Source organism: Xenorhabdus sp. TS4, from assembly GCF_014467265.1.
In the GTDB taxonomy this organism is placed as follows: Bacteria; Pseudomonadota; Gammaproteobacteria; order Enterobacterales; family Enterobacteriaceae; genus Xenorhabdus; species Xenorhabdus ehlersii.
Window position 1 is genome coordinate 33,251 of the sequence record NZ_NKHQ01000007.1, and the last position, 2,965, is coordinate 36,215.

Here is a 2,965-nt window from a genome sequence, read left to right on the forward strand (position 1 = left end):
TCTCTCTCAAACCCCAAAACACCTTCGGTGTTGTCAGGTTAAGCCGCACGGGTCATTAGTACCGGTTAGCTCAACGTCTCGCAACGCTTACACACCCGGCCTATCTACGTCCTCGTCTCGAACGTTCCTTCAGTGTCCTCTAGGGACAAGGGAAGACTCATCTTAAGGCAAGTTTCCCGCTTAGATGCTTTCAGCGGTTATCTCTTCCGCACTTAGCTACCGGGCAGTGCCATTGGCATGACAACCCGAACACCAGTGGTGCGTCCACTCCGGTCCTCTCGTACTAGGAGCAGCCCCTTGCAATCTTCCAACGCCCACGGCAGATAGGGACCGAACTGTCTCACGACGTTCTAAACCCAGCTCGCGTACCACTTTAAATGGCGAACAGCCATACCCTTGGGACCTACTTCAGCCCCAGGATGTGATGAGCCGACATCGAGGTGCCAAACACCGCCGTCGATATGAACTCTTGGGCGGTATCAGCCTGTTATCCCCGGAGTACCTTTTATCCGTTGAGCGATGGCCCTTCCATACAGAACCACCGGATCACTATGACCTGCTTTCGCACCTGCTCGAGCCGTCACTCTCGCAGTCAAGCTAGCTTATGCCATTGCACTAACCTCACGATGTCCGACCGTGATTAGCTAACCTTCGTGCTCCTCCGTTACGCTTTGGGAGGAGACCGCCCCAGTCAAACTACCCACCAGACACTGTCCGCAACCCGGATAACGGGCCGACGTTAGAACATCAAACATTCAAGGGTGGTATTTCAAGGATGGCTCCATGCAGACTGGCGTCCACATTTCACAGCCTCCCACCTATCCTACACATCAAGGCTCAAGGTTCAGTGTCAAGCTATAGTAAAGGTTCACGGGGTCTTTCCGTCTTGCCGCGGGTACACTGCATCTTCACAGCGAGTTCAATTTCACTGAGTCTCGGGTGGAGACAGCCTGGCCATCATTACGCCATTCGTGCAGGTCGGAACTTACCCGACAAGGAATTTCGCTACCTTAGGACCGTTATAGTTACGGCCGCCGTTTACTGGGGCTTCGATCAAGAGCGTCGCCTTGCGGCTAACCCCATCAATTAACCTTCCAGCACCGGGCAGGCGTCACACCGTATACGTCCACTTTCGTGTTTGCACAGTGCTGTGTTTTTATTAAACAGTTGCAGCCAGCTGGTATCTGCGACTGGCCTCGGCTCCGAAAGCGTGTTTCTTCACCTGACGCCAGCGTGCCTTCTCCCGAAGTTACGGCACCATTTTGCCTAGTTCCTTCACCCGAGTTCTCTCAAGCGCCTGAGTATTCTCTACCTGACCACCTGTGTCGGTTTGGGGTACGATTGACCATAATCTGACGCTTAGGGGCTTTTCCTGGAAGCGGGGCATCAGCAACTTCAGCACCGTAATGCCTCGTCATCGTGCCTCAGTGTCTTGGATAACCGGATTTGCCAAGTTATCCCACCTACACACTTAAACCGGGACGACCGTCGCCCGGCTTGCCTAGCCTTCTCCGTCCCCCCATCGCAATTATGGCCAGTACAGGAATATTAACCTGTTTCCCATCGACTACGCTTTTCAGCCTCGCCTTAGGGGTCGACTCACCCTGCCCCGATTAACGTTGGACAGGAACCCTTGGTCTTCCGGCGAGCGGGTTTTTCACCCGCTTTATCGTTACTTATGTCAGCATTCGCACTTCTGATACCTCCAGCAAACCTCACAGTTCACCTTCACCGGCTTACAGAACGCTCCCCTACCCAACAACACATTCGTGTCGCTGCCGCAGCTTCGGTGCATGGTTTAGCCCCGTTACATCTTCCGCGCAGGCCGACTCGACCAGTGAGCTATTACGCTTTCTTTAAATGATGGCTGCTTCTAAGCCAACATCCTGGCTGTCTGAGCCTTCCCACTTCGTTTCCCACTTAACCATGACTTCGGGACCTTAGCTGGCGGTCTGGGTTGTTTCCCTCTTCACGACGGACGTTAGCACCCGCCGTGTGTCTCCCGTGATAACATTCTTCGGTATTCGCAGTTTGCATCGGGTTGGTAAGTCGGGATGACCCCCTAGCCGAAACAGTGCTCTACCCCCGAAGATGACTTCACGAGGCGCTACCTAAATAGCTTTCGGGGAGAACCAGCTATCTCCCGGTTTGATTGGCCTTTCACCCCCAGCCACAAGTCATCCGCTAATTTTTCAACATTAGTCGGTTCGGTCCTCCAGTTAGTGTTACCCAACCTTCAACCTGCCCATGGCTAGATCACCGGGTTTCGGGTCTATACCCTGCAACTTAACGCCCAGTTAAGACTCGGTTTCCCTGCGGCTCCCCTATGCGGTTAACCTTGCTACAGAATATAAGTCGCTGACCCATTATACAAAAGGTACGCAGTCACCCTGATAAATCAAGGCTCCCACTGCTTGTACGTACACGGTTTCAGGTTCTCTTTCACTCCCCTCGCCGGGGTTCTTTTCGCCTTTCCCTCACGGTACTGGTTCACTATCGGTCAGTCAGGAGTATTTAGCCTTGGAGGATGGTCCCCCCATGTTCAGACAGGATACCACGTGTCCCGCCCTACTCGTTGAGCTCACAATACCAGTGTCTTCGGATACGGGGCTCTCACCCTTTACTGCCGGCCTTTCCAGACCGTTCTCCTGACACTCATATCGCTGATGGCTCTGGGCTCCTCCCCGTTCGCTCGCCGCTACTGGGGGAATCTCGGTTGATTTCTTTTCCTCGGGGTACTGAGATGTTTCAGTTCCCCCGGTTCGCCTCCTTACCCTATGAATTCAGGTAAGGATAGTGCAACGGATTGCACTGGGTTTCCCCATTCGGACATCGCCGGCTGATAGCGCTTCATATCAGCTCACCGGCGCTTTTCGCAGATTAGCACGTCCTTCATCGCCTCTGACTGCCTAGGCATCCACCGTGTACGCTTAGTCGCTTAACCTCACAACCCGAAGGTGTCTTC

Annotated in this window: 1 rRNA gene; it reads right to left on the reverse strand. The window is 53.8% G+C overall.

Going from position 1 to position 2,965, the window contains the following annotated elements:
- Positions 1-34: 34 nt before the first annotated feature.
- Positions 35-2,944: ribosomal RNA gene (locus tag Xets_RS27700) — 23S ribosomal RNA — on the reverse strand.
- Positions 2,945-2,965 lie beyond the last annotated feature (21 nt).